We start from the raw sequence: 14,567 nt of genomic DNA on the forward strand, positions 1-14,567 counted from the left end.
GCATGGCCACGGTGGCGATACGGCAGGTCCCGAAGTCAGGAGGCAGGCCTCGCACCAAGCGCCTGAAAATCCACCGCAGCATGAGCGGCCGCAATCCAGCCGCAGCGCAATTGGCGATGCGAATATCCCGTCTGCTTCCAGCCCGAGGAAGATAAAGTTTGCGCCCAAAGCAAAAATCCCCAGTGCATTTCTGCACTGGGGATTTTCTTGTTTGGGGTGGCTGATGGGGCTCGAACCCACGACAACAGGAATCACAATCCTGGACTCTACCAACTGAGCTACAGCCACCGTTGAAGCATTCGATTATATGCCAAAAACCAGCAGACAAATGCTTTGGAACAGGTGTTGCGTGACGGATCGGGTGCAGCATGAACAACGGCGCATCGAGGGAAGCGGGCAAAGGGCAGGATGGCGCCATCCTCCATGCAGCCACAGCCGGCAGGGACCTTGTCCGGCGCACCTGAAGCTGCCGGGGACAAGCTGCCGGGCACAAGCAGTCCCCCTGCCGCCCAAAGCAAAAATCCCCAGAGCATTTCTGCTTTGGGGATTTTTTTATTTGGGGTGGCTGATGGGGCTCGAACCCACGACAACAGGAATCACAATCCTGGACTCTACCAACTGAGCTACAGCCACCGTAGAAGAACGCTATTTTATTCCAAAAAACTGCTTGATTTCTGAAATTTCTGTTTTTCTAGAAATTTCCCTCATCAGGGGCGCGGGACCTTGATCTGCACCTTGAGCTGTTTCTTGAGAAGCTCGTAGTATGCCATAGCTTCCGCCACGGCCGAGCTTCGCAGGAAGTCCTGCTTCTGCGCGGCAGCCGCCTGCGCATCATCGGCCGGACGCTCGACGATGCGGTTGATCTTGACCACGGCATAGCCTTGCGCGCCCAGGTCAACACCCGTCCACGCAGGCAGCTGGGCCGTAGGCGCACGCAGGGCAGCGTCCACCACTTCGCGCGACTGGCCTTCGGGCTGGTCACGGCTGATCACCTTGGCTGCGGGCAATTGCGCCGCGTCAGGCTTGGCCTTCCATGCGGCGAGCTTGGCTTCGCCATCGGCCTTGGCCAGTTCGGCGGATTTTTGCGCCACATACAGGGTGCGCAGCTTGTCGCCGACCTCGGCCATGGGCAGCGTGCGGGCAGGCGTGTACTCCACCACGCGGCCGGCCACCAACTGGTTGGAACCCAGCTCCACCGCATCGGTGTTGCGCTTGTTGTTGAGCGAATCGCTGGAGAACAGCGCCTCCAGGAAACGGGGATTGGCCAGGGGGCCCTTGACGTTGGGGCCGGGCTGGCGCGTCACATGGTCTGCCTTTTGCACGGTGAGCTTGAACTTCTCGGCCACGGGCTGCAGGCTGTCCGACTGCTCGTAGACCGCGTTGGAGAAGCCTTCCGCCAGTTCGGCGAACTTGCGCTGCGCCTGCTGCTGCTTGAGTTCAGCCTCCAGCTTGGGACGCATCTGCTCGAAGCTCGGCGCCTTGGGCTTCTTGATGTCCACCAGCGAGATGATGTGGTAGCCGAAGTCGCTGTGCACCACGTCGCTGATGTCGCCGACCTTCATGCCGAAGGCTGCGTCCTCGAACGGCTTGACCATGGCACCACGGCCGAAGTAGCCCAGGTCGCCACCCGATGCAGCGGAGCCGCCGTCCTGCGAGTTGGCCTTGGCCAGCTCGGCGAAGCGCTTGGGGTCCTTGCGCAGCTCGGCCAGCAATTCCTCGGCCTTGGCCTTGGCTTTCTCCTGCTCTGCCGCGGGGGCATCCTTGGATGCGTTGATCAGGATGTGGCTGGCGCGGCGCTCCTCGGGACCGGCCAGGCGCTCGGCGTTCTGGTTGTAGTAGGAACGCACATCGTCTTCGCTCAGCGTGATGCCGGCCTCGATGCTGGGCACATCCAGCAGCAGGTATTCCACCTTGGCCTGCTCCAGTTGCTGGAACTGGCTGGTGTGGGCGTCGTAGTAGGCCTTGAGGTCGGCCTCGGTGGGCTGGACCTTGCTGGCGTAGGCGCTGGCTTCGAAGCGTGCCACCTGCACTTCGCGGCGCTGGTACAACGCATCGATGGCCTGCTTGACCTGGGCGTCGGTCGCAAAGGCCGTGCCCGTGACGCCACCCATCACCTGGTTCATGGACAGTTCGCGGCGCAGATTGGCCTCGAAGCCCTCAGGCGTCAGGCCCTGCGATCCGACCAGGGCGCGGTAGGCTTCGGCATCCATGGAGCCATCCGGCTTCTTGAGCGCGGCAATCGCGGGAATCTCCTGCAGCGTGCGCACCAGCTGTGCATCGGATGCGGCCAGGTGCATCTTCTGCACGGCAGCGGCCAGCACCTGGTCACGCACCATCTTCTCCAGCGTGGCGTAGCGCGCCTGCGGCGAATCCAGCAGCTTGGGGTCGACGTTGGGGTTCTCGGCGCGCAGGCGGTCGCTTTCCATGCGGTGCGCGTTCTCCCAGTCGGCCTGTTTGATCTCATGTCCATCCACACGCGCGACGATCACGCTGGATTCGGTGAAGTAGTTCTGGTTGACCCCCACGAAGATGAACGAGGGAATGATCAGCAAGAACAACAAGATCATCACGAACTTGGAATGCTTGCGGATGGATTCGAACATGGTCTGTCTTTCAGTGGCAGAAATAGAAAAGGCGAACTTTCGTTCGCCTTTTGTTCTTGGTGGGTGCTGACGGGGTCGAACCGCCGACCTACGCCTTGTAAGGGCGCCGCTCTACCAACTGAGCTAAGCACCCCACCTTGACTGGTGTCAGTTCAGGGCATCCTTCAATGCCTTGCCCGGACGGAACTTGGGAACCTTGGCGGCCTTGATCTTGATGGTCTCGCCGGTGCGGGGGTTGCGGCCCGTGCGGGCGGCGCGCTTGCCAACGGCGAATGTACCAAAACCAACGAGCGACACTGTACCACCCTTTTTGAGGGTTTTCTTCACAGCCTCAATCGTGGAATCCAGTGCGCGAGCAGCCGCAGCCTTGGAGATGTCGGCGTTGTTAGCGATGTGCTCAATCAGTTCGGTTTTATTCACAAGATGCCTCTGGAGAAATAAGTGAATGGAATGTCTCTGCGGCCACCAACTTGGCGCGACCAGAAACCCGGCGCGACGGATACGGAATCTGGCTTGCCGTTCGACGCTTGCCTCGGGGCAGGCATCGGTGAATTAAAGCCATCGACCTTCCAGGTGTCAATGCACGCTGTGCATCGCAACGACAGGGCACGATTCTATGCGGTTTTGGCGCCAGCTTTGGCTTTGCGGCCGGTTTTTTGCGCGCAGCGGGTGCTAGCGGCTTCACGAATTGACAAGGGTTGACAATGGACTTGCCCGCCGCAGGCCTTGCCAGTGCTGCAATGCGCCTTGGCGCTGCGCGCCGGCAAGGCTGCAGCAGCTGCCCTGCCTCACTCATATGCTTCCAAAAGAAGAGCACCTCAGACCGCCCCGCATGTCAGGCGCATGGGCTGGGGGAGCGATCCGCAACGCCCTCAGTGCGTGACCCGCGCGCGGATCTCGGGCAGGGCTTTTTGCAGGTAGTACACCATGGACCAGACGGTGAGCACGGCGGCCACCCAGATCAGCACCTGGCCCCAGACGCCGGTGTCGATCATGCCGAACACCCGGCCGTCGTACAGCAGGAAGGGGATGGCCACCATCTGCGCCGTGGTCTTGAGCTTGCCCAGCATGTGCACGGCCACACTCTTGCCCGCGCCCAGGTGGGCCATCCATTCGCGCAGGGCCGAGATGGCGATCTCGCGGCCGATGATGATCAGGGCCACGAACACATCGGTGCGCTGCAGATGCACCAGCACCAGCAGCGAGGCGCAGACCAGGAACTTGTCGGCCACGGGATCGAGGAAGGCGCCGAAGGCCGATGTCTGGTTGAGCTTGCGCGCCAGGTAGCCGTCGAGCCAGTCGGTGGCCGCGAAGACGATGAACATGACCGTGGCGACCAGGTTGCGGGTCGCCACGTCGAAAGGCGCATAGAACACCCCGACGATCAGCGGAATCGCGACGATCCGCGTACAGGTCATCAAGGTGGGGATTGTGAGAAACATGGCCGCCATTGTGTCACGTACCTTGGTGTTTGAGGTTCTGTTTGCGGGCCTGCGGTGCAGCCCGCGGGACAGTCGTTTCAATGCAATGCACGGTAGATATCTTCAGCCAGCGCAGCCGAGATGCCGTCCACGCTGCACAGGTCTTCCACCGTGGCTTCCGACACGCCGCGCACGCCGCCGAAGCGCTGCAGCAGGCGCGCGCGCTTCTTGGGGCCCACGCCCGGAATCTCCTCGAGCTTGCCGCCGCCCACGCGCACCTTGGCGCGCGCCGCGCGCATGCCGGTGATGGCGAAGCGGTGGGCCTCGTCGCGGATCTGGGCCACCAGCATCAGCGCGGCCGAGTCGTAGCCCAGGTAGATCTTCTCGCGCCCGTCGGCAAAGACCAGTTCTTCCAGGCCGACCTTGCGCCCCTCGCCCTTTTCCACGCCCACGATGCGCGAGACATCGAGCCCCAGCTGCTCGAAGACTTCGCGCGCCATGCTGACCTGGCCCTTGCCACCGTCGACCAGCACCAGGTCCGGCAGTTGCGGCTGCTTGCCGGTGAGCTCGGCACCGCCCGCCTCTCTTTGCGCCTCGGCCACGCGGCTGTAGCGGCGCGTCAGCACCTGGCGCATGGCGGCATAGTCGTCGCCGCCCGTGATGCCTTCGATGTTGAAGCGCCGGTATTCGCTGCTTTGCATCTTGTGGTGATGGAAGACCACGCAGGAGGCCTGCGTGGCCTCGCCCGCCGTGTGCGAGATGTCGAAGCATTCGATGGTGAGTTCGTCCAGGTTCTCGCAGGCCAGGTCCAGCGCCTCGACCAGCGCGCGCGTGCGCGCCTGCTGCGAGCCTTCTTCGGCCAGCAGGCGGGCCATCTGGATGTCGGCGTTTTTTTGCGCCATCTCCAGCCAGATGCGCCGCTGCTCGCGCGGCTGCTGCACGGCGGTGATGCGCACGCCGCCTTGCTCGCTCAGCAGCGCCAGCAGTTTCTTGTCCACCGGGTGGCTGACGATGAGCACGGGCGGCACGGCCACGCCGGTGTAGTGCTGGGCGATGAAGGCCTCCAGCACGATCTCCTCGACCGGCCGCGCGGACTCGGCAAGACTGGCCTCTTCCTCGCCGGCGTAGACCGAGGCGGCATCGCCCAGGTTGGCGGGAAAGTACGGCCGGTCGCCCAGGTGGCGGCCGCCGCGCACCATGGCCAGGTTCACGCAGGCGCGGCCGCCCTGCACCTTCACGGCGAGGATGTCCACGTCGCGGTCGTCGGCGGTTTCTATGACCTGCTGGTGCAGCACGCGCGACAGTGCCGTCATCTGGTTGCGCACCTCGGCGGCCTGCTCGTATTCCATGCGCCCGGCGTGCTCCATCATGCGGGCCTCCAGCTGGCGCAGCAGTTCCTGGGTCTCGCCGCGCAGCATGGCCTCGGCATTGCGCACATCCAGCGCATAGGCTTCGGGCGAGATCAGGTCCACGCAGGGGCCGGAGCAGCGCTTGATCTGGTAGAGCAGGCAGGGCCGCGAGCGGTTGGCGAAGACCGTGTCCTCGCAGGTGCGCAGCCTGAAGACCTTTTGCAGCAGCTGGATGCTTTCCTTGACGGCCCAGGCATTGGGATAGGGGCCGAAGTAGCGGTGGCGCTTGTCCACGGCGCCGCGGTAGTAGGCCATGCGGGCGAAGAGCTGGTGGGCCGGCTCGCCATCCCGGCCGTCGCGCGCGGCCACGCCGGTGATCTTCAGATAGGGATAGCTCTTGTCGTCCCTGAACAGGATGTTGTACTTGGGTTGCTGCGTCTTGATCAGATTGTTTTCGAGCAGCAGGGCCTCGGCCTCGGAGCGCACCACCGTGGTCTCCATGCGGGCGATCTTGCTCACCATGTGGCCTATGCGCGTGCCGCCATGGTTCTTGGTGAAGTAGCTGGAGACGCGGCGCTTGAGGTTGATGGCCTTGCCCACGTACAGCAGCGCGCCTGCCGCGTCGAAATAGCGGTAGACGCCGGGCAGGCCCGGCAGCGCTGCCACCTGGGCCAGCAGTTCATCGGAATGGGGTTCGGACATGCGCCTATTGTGGCCGCTGCCCGGGCCCGCCGCAGCGGGCCTGCGGGCCCTCGGGCTCTTACTCGGCCTCGATCTTCGAGGACTTGACCACCTGGGCCCAGTTGGCCCAGTCGGTCTTGACCATGGCGCCGAGCTGCTGCGGGTTCATGTAGTCGGCCGTGGCGCCCTGCTCCTGCGCCTTTTGCTTGAAGGCCGGGTTCTCCACGACCTTCTTGAGGTCGGCCGTGAGCTTGTCGATCACGGGCCTGGGCGTGGCGGCGGGCGCGAACACGGCAAACCAGGAGGTGGCGTTGACGCCTGCGTAGCCGGCCTCGGCCGTGGTGGGCGCATCAGGCAGGCTGGGCAGGCGCTGCGTGCCGGTGACGGCCAGCACGCGCAGCTTGCCGCTTTGCACATGGGGCATGAAGGGCGGCGCCGTGCCGAAGGTCAGGTCCACCTGGCCACCCAGCAGGTCCTGCAGCGCGGGGCCCGTGCCCTTGTAGGGGACGTGGACCATCTTGATGCCGGCCTGCTGCTCCAGCATGGCGCCGGTCACGTGCTGCAGCGATCCGTTGCCGGAAGAGGCGTAGTTCAGCTTGCCCGGGTTGGCCTTGGCATAGGCCACGAGTTCGGCCAGCGTCTTCACGGGCAGCTCGGACCGCACCACGATGATCTGCGGCGCCGACAGCACATTGGCCACGGGCTGGAAGTCGCCCTGCTCCCAGGTGCGGGTCTTGGTCAGGTGGGGCGAGATCACGTGGTAGCCCGAGTACTGCATGAGCAGGGTGTAGCCATCGGCCTCGGCACGCTTGACCAGGCTGGCCGCGATGGAGCCGTTGCCACCGCCCTTGTTGTCCACCACCACCGACTGGCCGATCACCGGCGCCAGCGCCTGGGCCGCCATGCGCGCGGCCAGGTCGGTGGTGCCGCCGGCTGCGGCCGGCACGATCATGGTGATGGTCTTGGCGGGGTAGCCGCCCTGGGCCAGCGCGGCCGTGCCGCCCAGGCCCAGTCCTGCGATGGCCATGGCCACGGCTGCGATCTGTCTGCGTTGAATCTTCTTCATCTTTGTCTCCTTGGTTTGCTCGGTTCTTGTGAATGAGAATGCGCGCCGGCCTCAGCCCTTGGCCAAAGCCCGTTCGCGGATGGCTGCGAACTCGGCCGGTGGCTGGTGCAGGTCCAGCCGCGCGCCGGCCTTGGCGATCTGGCTGGCCGTGTCATGGCCGATCAGCGCGGGCAGGCTGCGCGCGGCCGCGACGATCTGCGCCAGGTCCACGCCGGTGTCGTAGCCCATGAGCTGCAGCGCGTGGACGATGTCCTCCGTGCAGGCATTGCCCGAGGCGCCCGGCGCATAGGGGCAGCCGCCCAGGCCGCCGATGGAGGCGTCGAAGCGGTCGCCGCCCGCCTCGATGGAGGCCAGCACATTGGCCAGCGCCATGCCGCGCGTGTTGTGGAAATGCAGGGTCATGCCCAGCTGCGGCCAGCGCTGCCGGAAGGCGGCCACCATGGCGCGCACCTGGGTCGGGAAGGCCATGCCCGTGGTGTCGCACAGCGTGATGCCCTGCACGCCCAGATCGGCAAAGCGCTGCACCCAGCCGAAGACTTCCTGCTGCGGCACATCGCCCTCCATGGGGCAGCCAAAGCAGCATGACAGCGAGACGTTGACGGGCACGCCCGCCTGCTGCGCCGTGGCCACGACCTGGGCCAGCGCCGCGAACGACTGGCTGCGCTGCATGCGCAGGTTGCACAGGTTGTGGGTCTCGCTGACCGACATGACGAGGTTGAGTTCGTCCGTGCGCGCCTCGATGGCGCGCTCGGCGCCCCGCGCATTGGGCACCAGGGCGGTGTAGACGGTGCCGGGGCGGCGCTCTATCTCACGCATGACGATTTCGCCGTCGCGCAGCGCGGGAATGGCGGTGGGCGAGACAAAGGCCGTGACCTCGATCTTGGACAGGCCGGCCTGCGACAGCGCATTGACCAGGGCGATCTTGTCCTCGGTGGGGACGAAGGCCTGCTCCATCTGCAGCCCGTCGCGCGTGCCGACCTCGTTGAAGAAAACGCGGCGGCCCGCGCCCTGCCAGACATCCGTGGTGTGGACGGCGTTCATTGGATCACTCCCTTGCTGCGCAGCAACGCAATCTGTTCGGCCGTGAGGCCGGCCTCGGCCAGCACCGCGTCGGTGTCGTCGCCCACATGGGGGGCGCTGGTGCGCACCGTGCCCGGCGTGAGCGAGAGCTTGGGCACGATGCCCGGCACCTCGATGTCGTCGCCGTCGCGCGTGTGCTGGCTGAGGATCATGTCGCGGGCGCGGTAGTGCGGGTCCTCGGCAATGTCCTTGGCCGTGTAGACCTTGCCGGCCGGCACGCGTGCGGCGGCCAGCTGGTCCATCACGGCCTGCACGCTCTGCGTGCGCGTCCAGCCGCCGATGACGGCATCGATCTCGGCAATGCGCGCCACGCGGCCCGCGTTGTCGGCCAGTTGCGGATCGTCGGCCAGGTCCTGGCGGCCGATGGTGGCCATCAGGCGCTTGAAGATGGAGTCGCCATTGCCGGCCACCAGCACCCAGCCGTCCTGGCAGGGATAGGCGTTGGACGGCGCAATGCCCGGCAGCGCACTGCCTGCGGCCTCGCGCACGGCACCGAAGGCGCTGTATTCGGGCAGCAGGCTTTCCATGACGTTGAACACGGCCTCATGCAGCGCCACGTCGATGACCTGGCCGGCACCGCCGTTCACCTTGCGGTGGTACAGGGCCATCATCACGCCGATCACGCCATGCAGCGCGGCCAGCGTGTCGCCAATGGACACGCCCACGCGCACCGGCACCCGGCCTGGCTCGGCCGTCAGGTGGCGCAGGCCGCCCATGGCCTCGCCGATCACGCCAAAGCCCGGCAGGTCGCGGTAGGGGCCGGTCTGGCCGTAGCCCGAGATGCGCAGGATGACCAGCCCGGGGTTGAGCGCATGCAGCTGCTCGGGCGACATGCCCCAGCCCTCCAGCGTGCCGGGACGGAAGTTCTCCACCAGCACATCGGCCTCGGCGATCAGGCGCCGCGCGATGTCCTGGCCCTCCTGCTGGCGCAGGTCCAGCGCCACCGAACGCTTGTTGCGCGACTGCACCTGCCACCAGACCGAGGTGCCGTTCTTGATCAGGCGCCAGTTGCGCAGCGGATCGCCCGCGCCCGGCGCCTCGATCTTGACCACGTCGGCGCCGAACTCGCCCAGCGTCTTGCCGCAGAACGGCCCGGCGATCAATTGCCCCATCTCGACCACGCGCACGCCGCTGAGCGCGCCGGGTGTGGGGGCCTGCCTTGTCTGTTGTGTCATGGGTTAGCGCTTCCTCTTTGTCTCCTGCGGCCGGCCTCCGATGGCATTGCCGCGGCGCCGATCTTGCCGCCGTCCGCGCCGGCCGCAAAACGCTCAAGCGCGACGCTGCCATCGCAAACCGGCATGGCAGAACCCGGTCGGGCGGGGCCGGGCGATAATCGCCACCCCATGAAACTCGACCCGATTTCGCTGCGCCTGTTCGTGGCCGTGATGGAGGAAAGCGCCATCGCCCGCGCCGCCGCACGCGAACACATCGCCCCCTCGGCCGCCAGCCGGCGGCTGGCCGAGCTGGAGAGCCAGCTGCAGGTGGAGCTGTTCACCCGCAGCAACCGCGGCAGCGTACCCACGGCCGCCGCCTATGCACTGCTGAACATGGCGCGCGGCGTGCTCAATGACCTGGACGGCATCGGCGAGCAGATGCGCGAGTACGGCAGCGGCCTGCGCGGCCATGTGCGCGTGATGGCCAACATCTCGGCCATCACCCAGTTCCTGCCCTCCCAGCTGCAGCGCTTCCTGGACCAGCATCCGCATGTGGACGTGCGCCTGCAGGAGCGGGTGAGCAGCGACATCGCGCGCGCCGTGGCCGACAACGAGGCCGATATCGGCATCCTCAACCAGGGCAGCTACGGCGAGAAGATCCGCCTGCGCCCCTACCGGCGCGACCGCCTCATCGTCATCGTCCCCCAGGGCCATGCGCTGGCTCGCCGGCGCTCGCTGCGGCTGGCCCAGGTGCTGGACCATGACCTGGTGGGCATGCACGCGGGCAGCGCGCTCAACCACCAGATCACGCGCGCCGCCGCCGACCTGGGCCTGCAGCCGCGGCTGCGCATGAAGGTGACGGGCTATGACGCGCTGTGCCTGATGGTGGCCTCGGGCCTGGGCGTCGGCATCCTGCCCGAAGGCAGTGCCCGCCTGTACCTGGGCGCCCTGCCGCTGCGCTGCATTGCGCTGGACGAGCCCTGGGCCGAGCGCCAGCTGATGCTGTGCGTGCGCTCGCAGGAGGCCCTGCCGCCCGTGGCGCAGTTGCTGGTCGAACACCTGTGCGAACCCTGACTCCCATGCTTGCCTTCAACCCCATCCCCCCGGCCCCTCTGCCAGAACAGGCCGCTGCACGGACCTGGGACATCTTCTGCCAGGTCATAGACAACTTCGGCGACATCGGCGTGTGCTGGCGCGCGGCGGCCGACCTGGCCTCACGCGGCCAGCGCGTGCGGCTGTGGATGGACGACGCCAGCGCCCTGGCCTGGATGGCGCCCCGGCCCCACCCGGCCGGGCTCAGCATGCACGGCTGGCCCACGCAGGCGCAGGACATTCCGCAGGCCGTGGGCGATGTGGTCATCGAGGCCTTCGGCTGCGAGATTCCGCCGCCCTTTCTGGCGGCCATCGCGCGCCGCGCACCGCTGTGGATCAACCTCGAATACCTGTCGGCAGAGGACTATGTGGAGCGCTGCCACCGCCTGCCCTCGCCGCTGATGTCGGGGCCGGCTGCGGGGTTGACGCGCTGGTTCTTCTATCCGGGCTTCACGGCCGCCACGGGCGGCCTGCTGCGCGAGCCGGACCTGGCCGCGCGCCAGGCGGCTTTTGCTTCCGGGGGCCGGCAGGCCTGGCGCACACGCCACGGCATAGGCACCGGCGATTGCGCCATCTCGCTGTTCTGCTACGAGCCCCCTGCCCTGCCGCACTGGCTGTGCCAGCTGCATGCTGCGCCGCCCGCACCACAGGCCACGCATCTGCTGGTGACGCCCGGGCGCGCGGCAGCCGCGGTGCAGCAGGCCATGGCCGGCGTGCCCGCCGCAGACCACGGTGCGGTGACACAGCATGCGCTGCAGCCCTGCCCCCAGCCGCAGTTCGACGAGATGCTCTGGGCCTGCGACCTGAACCTGGTGCGCGGCGAGGATTCGCTGGTACGCGCGCTGTGGGCCGGCCAGCCCCTGGTCTGGCACATCTATCCCCAGCACGACGACGCCCACCACGACAAGCTACACGCCTTCCTGGACTGGCTGCAGGCGCCGGCCAGCCTGCGCGCCTTCCACCATGCCTGGAACGGCATGGCACCGGCAAGCACCCTGCCCGCAATCACGCCTGCGCTGCTGCGGCAATGGCAGGACTGCGCACTGGCCGCGCGCGCGCGGCTGCTGCAACAGACCCCATTGATTGAGCAGCTGCAAGCTTTCGTGACCGAAAAAAGCTAGAATGCACGTTTTGCCTCCCTGGAGGCGCCGTTGCGGGCGACCGCCAGCCGGCCGCCATCGACCAACCAGGGTTGCACCCGCCGCGGAACTGCGGCAGGCGCACCGTCCCAGCGACTTCGCTTGCCTGCCCTGTTGAGCGGCTTCAACCTCAGCCAAGCAAGCTATGAAAATCGCTCAAGAAATCCGCGCCGGCAACGTGATCATGCACGGCAAGGACCCGATGATCGTCCTGAAGACCGAATACGCTCGCGGTGGCCGCGGCGCCGCCACCGTGCGCATGAAGCTCAAGGCCCTGCTGTCGAACATGGGCACCGAAGTCGTGTTCAAGGCCGACGACAAGATCGACAACGTGATCCTGGACAAGAAGGAGTGCACCTACTCCTACTTCGCCGATCCGATGTACGTCTGGATGGATGCCGAATACAACCAGTACGAAGTGGAAGCCGCCAACATGGGCGACGCCATCAACTACCTGGAAGACGGCATGCAGGCCGAAGTCGTGTTCTACGACGGCAAGGCCATCTCCTGCGAACTGCCCACGTCCGTGGAACGCGAAATCACCTGGACCGAACCCGCCGTCAAGGGCGACACATCGGGCAAGGTGCTCAAGCCCGCCAAGATCGCCACCGGCTTTGAAGTGCCCGTGCCCCTGTTCGTGAGCCAGGGCGACAAGATCGAAATCGATACCCGCACCGGCGAGTACCGCAAGCGCGTCTGACCGACGCCTGCAGTTCCCTCTGCGAAGCCCCTGGCAGTCTCTGCCAGGGGCTTTTTCTTTGGGCGCGCGGCATCCATGCAGATATTTACCCGGGTTTAATTGACTTGCAGATTTTACCCGGCTAATATCCAGCACATGACTACCGACTCTTGCATGGCGGGCGCCGAGCCCGCACCCAGCTACACCATCTTCCAGGGCCATGGCCGCCTGCTGCAGGGGGACAGGCCTGCCGTCCTGCAGTTCCTGCAAAGCCATGAACAGCAGCCGCAAGGCAGCGGATCGGCGCCGCCGCTGTGGGTTTTCGACGACCACAGCGGCATGCGGCTGGACCTGGACTGGCGCAGCGAACTGGCCGCATCGCCCGCACCCGGACAAGCCGCCGCACCGCGCAGCGTGGGCCGCCCCAAGCTGGGCGTGGTGGCACGCGAAGTCACATTGCTGCCACGGCACTGGGAATGGCTGAACCGCCAGCCCGGCGGCGCCTCCGGCGCACTGCGCAGACTGGTGGACGAGGCGCGTGGCAAGCATGCCGCACAGGATGCCGTGCGCGCCGCCACCGAGGCCGCCTACCGATTCATGAGCGAGATGGCGGGCGACCTGCCCCATTTCGAGGACGCCAGCCGCGCCCTCTTTGCACACCAGGCCGACGCCTTTGCAAGGCACACCGCCACCTGGCCCGAGGATGTGCGAAGCTATCTGCAGCAACTGAGCAGCGCTGCCTGGTCCTCGCCGCCATCGCCAGCGCAGGACTGAAGCCCCCGCCTTCCATTGCATTTTCTCGTCGCATTAACAGACACAACATGACGAAACCTAACGAACCTCTGCCCCAGGCTGCTGCGCCTGCCGCATCCAGCCCCGCCGGGCCGCCCATCGCCCACGGCACCCAGCCGCTGTGGCGCACCTTCCTGGTGTTCCTGGGCCCCATGGTCCTGGCCAATATCCTGCAGTCGCTGTCGGGCACCATCAACAGCGTCTTCATCGGCCAGATGCTGGGCGTGCAGGCCCTGGCGGCCGTCGCGGCCTTTTTTCCGGTGATGTTTCTCTTCATCGCCTTCGTGATCGGCCTGGGCGCAGGCTCCTCGGTGCTGATAGGCCAGGCCTACGGTGCGCGCATGCACGACAAGCTGCGCGCCATCGCAGGCACGGCCATGTGCATAGGGCTGCTGTTCGGCGCCGTCGTGGCCCTGTTCGGCGGACTGTTCACCGAGCCGCTGATGCGTCTGCTGGGCACGCCGCCCGACATCATGGAGCAGGCCACGCTGTATTCGCGCATCGTGCTGCTGGGCATGCCGGGGCTGTTCGTGTTCCTGCTGGCCACCTCGCTGCTGCGCGGCGTGGGCGACACGGTCTCGCCCATGCTGGCCCTGCTGATCTCCACCGGCACGGGCCTGGTCTGCACGCCGGCGCTGATTGCGGGCTGGGGCGGCCTGCCGCGCCTGGGCGTGGCCAGCGCGGGCGTGTCCATGATCCTGGGCTTCACCCTGGCCCTGGCCTGGCTGGGCTGGCGGCTGCGCCGCATAGCCAGCCCGCTGGCGCCCAATGCCGCGCTGTGGAAGGCCATGCGCATTGACCGGACCCTGCTCAAGAGCATCCTGCGCGTGGGCATTCCCACGGGCGTGCAGATGATCGCCTCGTCCATGGCCGGGCTGGTCGTCGTGTCGCTGGTCAACGGCTTCGGCTCCAGCGCCACGGCAGCCTATGGTGCGGTCAACCAGATCAACTCGTTTGCGCAGTTCCCGGTCATTTCGGTGGCCATCACGGCCTCCATCCTCGGCGCCCAGGCCATCGGCGCTGGCCGCAGCGAGCGCCTGGGCGCCATCACGGCCACGGCCATACGCATGAACCTGGTGCTGGGTGCCGCCCTGGCCCTGATCGGCAGCCTGTTCGCGCGGCCGCTGCTGGGCATGTTCATCACCGACGAGCAGGTGCTGGTGCTGGCCATCGAGCTGCTGTACATCGTGCTGTGGAGCGGCCTGCTGCTGGGCTGCTTCATTGCCCTGTCGTCCATCATGCGTGCCAGCGGCGATGTGGTCATTCCCACGGCCATCACCATCACGGTGCTCGCCGTGCTGGAGCTGCCCATGGCATGGTGGCTGAGCCGCAGCTTCGGGCTGATGGGAATCTGGATGGCCTTTCCGCTGTCCTACACCCTGACGCTGTGCCTGCAGACCGCCTACTACAAGCTGGTGTGGAAGAAGCGCCCGATCCGCCGCATGGTGTAAGGCGTGCGCCATGCAAAACAGGCTTCCCGAGGGAAGCCTGTTTTTTTGGGGGTGGGCAAA

General features: G+C 66.3%; 12 protein-coding genes and 3 tRNA genes. 5 read left to right on the top strand and 10 right to left on the bottom strand.

Annotated features, from left to right (window positions below):
• Positions 1–212: 212 nt before the first annotated feature.
• The 10 genes from G4D77_RS04280 to G4D77_RS04325 form a co-directional block, all read right to left on the bottom strand.
• Positions 213–288: transfer RNA gene (locus G4D77_RS04280), tRNA-His, on the bottom strand.
• Between the two features lie 269 nt (positions 289–557).
• Positions 558–633 (bottom strand) — tRNA-His (locus G4D77_RS04285).
• Positions 634–707: 74 nt separating this feature from the next.
• The gene (locus G4D77_RS04290; protein ID WP_016445403.1) at positions 708–2,603 is read right to left on the bottom strand and encodes a SurA N-terminal domain-containing protein; all 1,896 of its coding nucleotides are present in this window, start codon (positions 2,601–2,603) and stop codon (positions 708–710) included.
• Positions 2,604–2,660: 57 nt separating this feature from the next.
• A tRNA-Val gene (locus G4D77_RS04295) sits at positions 2,661–2,736 on the bottom strand.
• 14 nt (positions 2,737–2,750) lie between these two features.
• Entirely contained in the window at positions 2,751–3,023 is a 273-nt protein-coding gene (locus tag G4D77_RS04300; protein WP_012204727.1) for an HU family DNA-binding protein, read from the bottom strand.
• A gap of 452 nt (positions 3,024–3,475) precedes the next feature.
• Positions 3,476–4,045: a CDP-diacylglycerol--glycerol-3-phosphate 3-phosphatidyltransferase gene (gene pgsA, locus G4D77_RS04305; RefSeq protein WP_026062576.1), complete on the bottom strand. Its 570-nt coding sequence runs from the start codon at positions 4,043–4,045 to the stop codon at positions 3,476–3,478.
• Positions 4,046–4,122: 77 nt separating this feature from the next.
• Positions 4,123–6,075 (bottom strand): excinuclease ABC subunit UvrC, encoded by a 1,953-nt coding sequence (gene uvrC, locus G4D77_RS04310; protein ID WP_154834699.1) that lies wholly within the window; start codon positions 6,073–6,075, stop codon positions 4,123–4,125.
• 58 nt (positions 6,076–6,133) lie between these two features.
• Positions 6,134–7,120, bottom strand: coding sequence for a Bug family tripartite tricarboxylate transporter substrate binding protein (locus G4D77_RS04315; RefSeq protein ID WP_016453010.1), 987 nt, complete (start codon positions 7,118–7,120; stop codon positions 6,134–6,136).
• A gap of 51 nt (positions 7,121–7,171) precedes the next feature.
• A complete protein-coding gene (locus G4D77_RS04320; RefSeq protein WP_043789697.1) occupies positions 7,172–8,161 on the bottom strand; it encodes a hydroxymethylglutaryl-CoA lyase in 990 nt (329 codons plus the stop codon).
• The gene (locus tag G4D77_RS04325) at positions 8,158–9,375 is read right to left on the bottom strand and encodes a CaiB/BaiF CoA transferase family protein (RefSeq protein ID WP_016453012.1); all 1,218 of its coding nucleotides are present in this window, start codon (positions 9,373–9,375) and stop codon (positions 8,158–8,160) included. The genes G4D77_RS04320 and G4D77_RS04325 overlap by 4 nt, the downstream gene beginning before the upstream one ends.
• Positions 9,376–9,543: 168 nt before the next feature.
• Here G4D77_RS04325 and G4D77_RS04330 point away from each other — a divergent pair, with 168 nt between their 5' ends.
• The 5 genes from G4D77_RS04330 (at position 9,544) to G4D77_RS04350 (ending at position 14,507) form a co-directional block, all read left to right on the top strand.
• Positions 9,544–10,428, top strand: coding sequence for a LysR family transcriptional regulator (locus tag G4D77_RS04330; protein ID WP_017406152.1), 885 nt, complete (start codon positions 9,544–9,546; stop codon positions 10,426–10,428).
• A 5-nt stretch (positions 10,429–10,433) separates the two neighbouring features.
• Entirely contained in the window at positions 10,434–11,567 is a 1,134-nt protein-coding gene (gene earP, locus G4D77_RS04335) for an elongation factor P maturation arginine rhamnosyltransferase EarP (RefSeq protein WP_154834700.1), read from the top strand.
• Positions 11,568–11,730: 163 nt separating this feature from the next.
• Entirely contained in the window at positions 11,731–12,285 is a 555-nt protein-coding gene (gene efp / locus G4D77_RS04340) for an elongation factor P (protein WP_016445346.1), read from the top strand.
• A 153-nt stretch (positions 12,286–12,438) separates the two neighbouring features.
• Positions 12,439–13,038, top strand: a complete 600-nt coding sequence (locus G4D77_RS04345) for a DUF2239 family protein (protein WP_017406154.1) — start codon at positions 12,439–12,441, stop codon at positions 13,036–13,038.
• Positions 13,039–13,085: 47 nt separating this feature from the next.
• Positions 13,086–14,507, top strand: a complete 1,422-nt coding sequence (locus tag G4D77_RS04350) for an MATE family efflux transporter (RefSeq protein ID WP_046983666.1) — start codon at positions 13,086–13,088, stop codon at positions 14,505–14,507.
• Positions 14,508–14,567 lie beyond the last annotated feature (60 nt).

The organism is Delftia sp. WY8 (assembly GCF_018437695.1).
GTDB classification, from domain to species: Bacteria; Pseudomonadota; Gammaproteobacteria; order Burkholderiales; family Burkholderiaceae_C; genus Comamonas; species Comamonas tsuruhatensis.

Bases quoted from the DNA above. Each gene is read 5' to 3' on its own strand.
- G4D77_RS04290 (WP_016445403.1), bottom strand. From the start codon at position 2,603: ATGTTCGAATCCATCCGCAAGCATTCCAAGTTCGTGATGATCTTGTTG.
- pgsA (WP_026062576.1), bottom strand. From the start codon at position 4,045: ATGTTTCTCACAATCCCCACCTTGATGACCTGTACGCGGATCGTCGCG.
- uvrC (WP_154834699.1), bottom strand. From the start codon at position 6,075: ATGTCCGAACCCCATTCCGATGAACTGCTGGCCCAGGTGGCAGCGCTG.
- G4D77_RS04315 (WP_016453010.1), bottom strand. From the start codon at position 7,120: ATGAAGAAGATTCAACGCAGACAGATCGCAGCCGTGGCCATGGCCATC.
- G4D77_RS04320 (WP_043789697.1), bottom strand. From the start codon at position 8,161: ATGAACGCCGTCCACACCACGGATGTCTGGCAGGGCGCGGGCCGCCGC.
- G4D77_RS04325 (WP_016453012.1), bottom strand. From the start codon at position 9,375: ATGACACAACAGACAAGGCAGGCCCCCACACCCGGCGCGCTCAGCGGC.
- G4D77_RS04330 (WP_017406152.1), top strand. From the start codon at position 9,544: ATGAAACTCGACCCGATTTCGCTGCGCCTGTTCGTGGCCGTGATGGAG.
- earP (WP_154834700.1), top strand. From the start codon at position 10,434: ATGCTTGCCTTCAACCCCATCCCCCCGGCCCCTCTGCCAGAACAGGCC.
- efp (WP_016445346.1), top strand. From the start codon at position 11,731: ATGAAAATCGCTCAAGAAATCCGCGCCGGCAACGTGATCATGCACGGC.
- G4D77_RS04345 (WP_017406154.1), top strand. From the start codon at position 12,439: ATGGCGGGCGCCGAGCCCGCACCCAGCTACACCATCTTCCAGGGCCAT.
- G4D77_RS04350 (WP_046983666.1), top strand. From the start codon at position 13,086: ATGACGAAACCTAACGAACCTCTGCCCCAGGCTGCTGCGCCTGCCGCA.